The sequence below is a fragment of the Streptomyces echinoruber genome (assembly GCF_014651135.1).
GTDB classification, from domain to species: Bacteria; Actinomycetota; Actinomycetes; order Streptomycetales; family Streptomycetaceae; genus Streptomyces; species Streptomyces echinoruber.
The window spans coordinates 1-6,020 of sequence record NZ_BMWH01000061.1 but is presented as its reverse complement, the minus strand read 5'-3'; the positions used below and the strand labels follow the sequence as shown (position 1 = coordinate 6,020).

Annotated in this window: 4 protein-coding genes; 3 read left to right on the top strand and 1 reads right to left on the bottom strand. The window is 70.5% G+C overall.

Translation table 11 applies throughout. From position 1 onward, the window contains the following. Nucleotides 1–58: 58 nt before the first annotated feature. Complete coding sequence (locus IE225_RS32270; protein WP_229880208.1) at nucleotides 59–1,012, bottom strand: heme o synthase; 954 nt, start codon at nucleotides 1,010–1,012, stop codon at nucleotides 59–61. A 639-nt stretch (nucleotides 1,013–1,651) separates the two neighbouring features. Between IE225_RS32270 and tkt the strand changes: the two genes are divergently transcribed. The 3 genes from tkt to zwf form a co-directional block, all read left to right on the top strand. Next, entirely contained in the window at nucleotides 1,652–3,754 is a 2,103-nt protein-coding gene (gene tkt, locus IE225_RS32265; RefSeq protein WP_190061224.1) for a transketolase, read from the top strand. Nucleotides 3,755–3,788: 34 nt separating this feature from the next. Next, nucleotides 3,789–4,931 carry a transaldolase gene (gene tal / locus IE225_RS32260; RefSeq protein ID WP_190061223.1) on the top strand — a complete coding sequence of 381 codons (1,143 nt, stop codon included), beginning with the start codon at nucleotides 3,789–3,791 and terminating at the stop codon, nucleotides 4,929–4,931. A 4-nt stretch (nucleotides 4,932–4,935) separates the two neighbouring features. After that, the coding region (zwf, locus tag IE225_RS32255) for a glucose-6-phosphate dehydrogenase (RefSeq protein WP_190061222.1) at nucleotides 4,936–6,020 on the top strand (1,085 nt) is incomplete at its 3' end.

The following is a 6,020-nucleotide window of genomic DNA, read 5'->3' as shown; positions in this document are numbered from 1 at the left end:
CGGGCCGCGTGGCTTTGACCACGCGGCCCGCCCGTCGCCCGGCTCGTACCGGGGCAGGTCACCGCAGGAAGGGGTCCACGGCCACCGCCAGGAACACCAGCGACACGTAGGTGATGGACCAGTGGAACAGCCGCATCTCCTTCAGCTTCGCGCCGGTCAGGCCGGCCTTGGCCCGGGTCTGCAGCGCGTGCGCCTCCCACAGCCACCAGCCGCCCGCGGCGAGCGCGACCGCGGTGTAGAACCAGCCGGTGTAGCCGAGGGGCGTCAGCAGCAGGGAGACGGCGACCATGACCCAGCTGTAGAGCACGATCTGCCGGGCCACGACCTTGTTGGAGGCGAGCACCGGCAGCATCGGCACGCCCACGCGCGCGTAGTCGTCCTTCACCTTCATCGACAGCGGCCAGTAGTGCGGCGGCGTCCAGAAGAAGATGACCAGGAAGAGGATGACCGGCGCCCAGTCCAGCGAGTCGCGCACGGCCGTCCAGCCGATGAGCACCGGCATGCAGCCGGCGATGCCGCCCCACACGATGTTCTGCGCGGTACGGCGCTTGAGGATCATCGTGTAGACGACGACGTAGAACAGGAGCGCGCCGAGGGACAGCCAGGCCGAGAGCCAGTTGACGGCGAAGCCGAACAGCAGCGTGGAGACGACCGCGAGGGTGACGCCGAAGACGAGGCACTCGCGCGGGCCGACCATGCCGGTGACCAGGGGCCGCTGCGAGGTGCGGTCCATCAGGGCGTCGATGTCGCGGTCGATGTACATGTTCAGCGCGTTGGCACCGCCCGCGGAGAGGTAGCCGCCCACGCAGGTCAGCAGCACCAGCTTCAGGTCCGGCACGCCCTGCTGCGCCAGGAACATCACCGGAACGGTGGTGATGAGCAGCAGCTCGATGATCCGCGGCTTGGTCAGTGCCACGAACGCCTTGATCCGGGCCCCGAGCGGCCGGCGGCTCGGCTTCTGGCTCGCCGAGAGCACCCCCGCTGGACGGGATTCAACGGCCGTCACGCACACCCCTGACAGAGACATCCCAGCGAGCCCCGCCCGAGGGCAACCCGGGTCAGGGCTCGCGCGTACCACGCCACTGTAGACGTTGCCCAGACCCCGCCTTTCGCCGGGGTGGGGTCGTGTCAGCGCCGCCGCCCGGCCGCGGACGCCCTCGCCCGCGCCCCTCGCGCCCCGCCACCGCTTCTTCCCTCTTCCTCCCTCACCACCGGTCCCGGGTCNACCCCACCACCGGTCCCGGGTCCTCACCCCACCACCGGTCCCGGGTCCTCACCCGCCGCCGGTTGCGGCCGGCGCACCCGCCCGCCGCTCCCGGGCCGCACGCCTCCCCCCGGCGCATCCACCGCCCCTTTCCGGCCACCCCGTCAACACGCCCTCCGAAATCCACGCGAAACGGTCCTTCCGGCGTGCGTCCACCGGCTCGGTTGAGCACTCGGATGAGCCCGTCCGTATTCACTTGCGGAGTGCCATCCGGGCTGGTCGGGAGGCGGAGACCGGTTGGTCCCGGCAGTCCGGAGCGAGCCGGGGGGACGGGCGGACTGCGGGGGTAGGCTCGACAGCGGCCGTCCGGCGCCGAAGGGCGCCGGCAGCCGGTGGGCGCCCGCGTACACCGGCTGTCCGACATGTGGAGAGGAGCCCTGACCCAGGGTGAGCACCAAGCCGACCACCACAGACTTCGAGTGGACCGAGTTGGACCAGCGGGCCGTGGACACCGCCCGCGTCCTGGCCGCCGACGCCGTACAGAAGGTCGGCAACGGCCATCCGGGTACGGCGATGAGCCTGGCGCCTGCCGCCTACACCCTCTTCCAGAAGGTGATGCGGCACGACCCGAGCGACCCGGACTGGGTCGGGCGTGACCGCTTCGTGCTGTCCGCCGGTCACTCGTCCCTGACCCTGTACACCCAGCTGTTCCTGGCCGGCTTCGGTCTGGAGCTGGACGACCTGAAGTCCTTCCGCACCTGGGGCTCCAAGACCCCGGGCCACCCCGAGTACGGGCACACCAAGGGCGTGGAGACCACGACCGGCCCGCTCGGCCAGGGTGTCGCCAACGCCGTCGGCATGGCCATGGCGGCCCGCTACGAGCGCGGCCTGTTCGACCCGGACGCGCCCGCCGGCGAGTCCCCCTTCGACCACTACGTCTTCTGCATCGCCGGCGACGGCTGCCTGCAGGAGGGCATCTCCGCCGAGGCGTCCTCCCTGGCCGGCCACCAGAAGCTGGGCAACCTGATCCTGCTGTGGGACGACAACCACATCTCGATCGAGGGCGACACCGCCACCGCCGTCTCCGAGGACACCGTCAAGCGCTACGAGGCCTACGGCTGGCACGTGCAGCGGGTGCGGCCGAAGGAGAACGGCGACCTCGACCCGCAGGCGATCTACGAGGCGATCCAGGCCGCGAAGGCGGTCACGGACCGGCCGTCGTTCATCGCGATGCGCTCGATCATCGCCTGGCCCGCCCCGAACGCGCAGAACACCGAGGCCGCCCACGGCTCGGCGCTCGGCGAGGACGAGGTCGCCGCCACCAAGCGCGTCCTGGGCTTCGACCCGGAGAAGCACTTCGAGGTCGCCGACGAGGTCCTCGCGCACACCCGCAAAGCCGTCGAGCGGGGCCGTGCGGCGCGGGCGCAGTGGGAGAAGTCCTTCCAGTCCTGGCGGGACGCCAACCCGGAGCGCGCCGCCGAGTTCGACCGGATCAGCGCCGGCGAGCTGCCCACCGGCTGGGAGGAGAAGATCCCGGTCTTCGAGGTCGGCAAGTCCGTCGCCACCCGCGCCGCCTCCGGCAAGGTGCTGCAGGCGCTCGGCGCGGTCGTCCCCGAGCTGTGGGGCGGCTCCGCCGACCTGGCCGGCTCCAACAACACCACCATCGACAAGACGTCGTCGTTCCTGCCCGAGGGCAACCCGCTGCCGGAGGCGGACCCCTACGGCCGCACGATCCACTTCGGCATCCGCGAGCACGCCATGGCCGCGGTCATGAACGGCATCGCGCTGCACGGCAACACCCGCATCTACGGCGGCACCTTCCTGGTCTTCTCCGACTACATGCGCAACGCGGTGCGCCTGTCGGCGCTGATGCACCTGCCGGTGACGTACGTGTGGACGCACGACTCCATCGGCCTGGGCGAGGACGGTCCCACCCACCAGCCGGTCGAGCACCTGGCCAGCCTGCGCGCCATCCCCGGGCTGAACATCGTCCGCCCGGCCGACGCCAACGAGACCGCCGTCGCCTGGCGCGAGATCCTGCGGCGGTACACCAAGGAGTACGGCAAGGGCACCCCGCACGGCCTGGCGCTGACCCGGCAGGGCGTGCCGACGTACGAGCCGAACGAGGACGCCGCCCGCGGCGGGTACGTCATGTTCGAGGCCGAGGGGCCCGACGGGCAGAGCACCGAGCCGCAGGTCATCCTGATCGCCACCGGTTCCGAGGTGCACGTCGCCGTCGAGGCGCGCGAGCGGCTGCAGGCCGAGGGCGTGCCGACGCGCGTGGTGTCGATGCCCTCCGTCGAATGGTTCGAGGAGCAGGACCAGGGGTACCGGGACTCCGTGCTGCCGCCGTCCGTCAAGGCCCGGGTCGCCGTCGAGGCAGGGGTCGGTCTGACCTGGCACAAGTACGTGGGAGACGCCGGTCGCATCGTTTCCCTGGAGCACTTCGGGGCTTCCGCCGACGGCAAGGTCCTCTTCCGCGAGTACGGCTTCACTCCCGAGAACGTGGCCGCCCGGGCCCGGGAATCTCTCGCCGCCGCCCAGCGCTGACGCTCATATACGACACACAGGAGTTGCAATCCCGATGACAGACGCACTCAAGCGCCTCTCCGAGGAAGGCGTGGCGATCTGGCTGGACGACCTGTCCCGCAAGCGCATCACGTCCGGCAACCTCGCCGAACTGATCGACAACCAGCACGTCGTGGGCGTCACCACCAACCCGACGATCTTCCAGAAGGCGATCTCCGAGGGCGACGGCTACGACCAGCAGCTCGCCGACCTCGCCGCCCGCGAGGTCACCGTCGAAGAGGCCATCCGCATGATCACCACGGCGGACGTCCGCGACGCCGCCGACATCCTGCGCCCGGTCTACGACGCCAGCGGCGGGCAGGACGGCCGGGTGTCCATCGAGGTGGACCCGCGTCTGGCGCACAACGCCCGGGCCACCGTCGCCGAGGCCAAGCAGCTCGCCTGGCTGATCGACCGGCCCAACACCCTCATCAAGATCCCGGCGACCCGTGCGGGCATCCCGGCGATCACCGAGACCATCGCGGCGGGCATCAGCGTCAACGTCACGCTGATCTTCTCCCTGGAGCGCTACCGCGAGGTGATGGACGCGTACCTGTCCGGCCTGGAGAAGGCCAGGGAGCGCGGCCTGGACCTGTCGCTGATCCACTCGGTGGCGTCCTTCTTCGTCTCGCGCGTCGACACCGAGGTGGACAAGCGGCTCGACGCCCTGGGCACCGACGAGGCCAAGGCGCTGCGCGGCCGGGCCGGCGTCGCCAACGCCCGCCTGGCCTACCAGGCGTACGAGGAGGTGTTCGGCTCGATCGACGGTTCCACGCCGCCCTCGGAGCGCTGGGCCGCCCTGGAGAAGGCCGGCGCCAACAAGCAGCGTCCGCTGTGGGCGTCGACCGGTGTGAAGGACAAGGCGTACAAGCCCACCCTGTACGTCGACGAGCTGATCGCGCCGAACACCGTCAACACGATGCCGGAGGCCACCCTGGCCGCCGTCGAGGAGCAGGGCGAGATCCGCGGCAACACCGTCGCCGGCACCTACGAGCAGGCCCGCGCCGACATCGACGCGCTCGGCAGGCTCGGCATCTCCTACGACGAGGTGGTGCAGCTGCTGGAGGACGAGGGCGTGCAGAAGTTCGAGGCGTCCTGGAACGAGCTGCTGAAGTCGACCGAGGCGGAGCTCAAGCGCCTCGCGCCCGCGGAGGACTGAGACCTTGTCCCCCCTTTCAGGACTCTCCGGGGTCGGAGCGAACCCGCTCCGCGACCCGGCGGACCGGCGGCTCCCGCGCATCGCGGGGCCGTCGGGCCTGGTCATCTTCGGTGTCACGGGCGATCTGTCGCGCAAGAAGCTGATGCCGGCCGTGTACGACCTCGCCAACCGGGGTCTGCTGCCACCGGGTTTCTCGCTGGTGGGCTTCGCCCGCCGGGACTGGGAGCACGAGGACTTCGCGCAGGTCGTGCACGACGCCGTGAAGGCGCACGCCCGCACGCCCTTCCGCGAGGAGGTCTGGGAGCAGCTCGTCCAGGGCATGCGCTTCGTGCAGGGCACCTTCGACGACGACGACGCGTTCGAGCGGCTGCGGTCGACCATCGAGGACCTGGACAAGGCACAGGGCACGGGCGGCAACTTCGCCTTCTACCTGTCGGTGCCGCCGAAGTCGTTCCCCCTGGTCATCCAGCAGCTCAAGAAGCACGGCCTGGCCGACCCGCCCAAGGGTTCCTGGCGGCGCGCGGTGATCGAGAAGCCCTTCGGCCACGACCTGAGGTCGGCCGAGGAGCTCAACGCGATCGTGCACGAGGTCTTCGCCCCCGACCAGGTCTTCCGCATCGACCACTACCTGGGCAAGGAGACCGTCCAGAACATCCTGGCGCTGCGCTTCGCCAACACGATGTTCGAACCGATCTGGAACCGGTCGTACGTCGACCACGTGCAGATCACCATGGCCGAGGACATCGGCATCGGCGGCCGGGCCGGCTACTACGACGGCATCGGCGCCGCCCGCGACGTGATCCAGAACCACCTGCTGCAGCTGCTGGCGCTGACCGCGATGGAGGAGCCGGCCTCCTTCGACGCCGACGCGCTGGCCGCGGAGAAGACGAAGGTGCTCGGCGCGGTCCGGCTGCCTAAGGACCTGGCCCGCGACACGGTGCGCGCCCAGTACACGGCGGGCTGGCAGGGCGGCGAGAAGGTCATCGGCTACCTGGAGGAAGAAGGCATCGACCCGTCCTCGAAGACCGACACCTACGCCGCGATCAAGCTGGGCATCGACAACCGCCGCTGGGCGGGCGTGCCGTTCTA

Coding starts and splice junctions, on each gene's coding strand:
- tal (WP_190061223.1), top strand. CDS start 3,789: ATGACAGACGCACTCAAGCGCCTCTCCGAGGAAGGCGTGGCGATCTGG.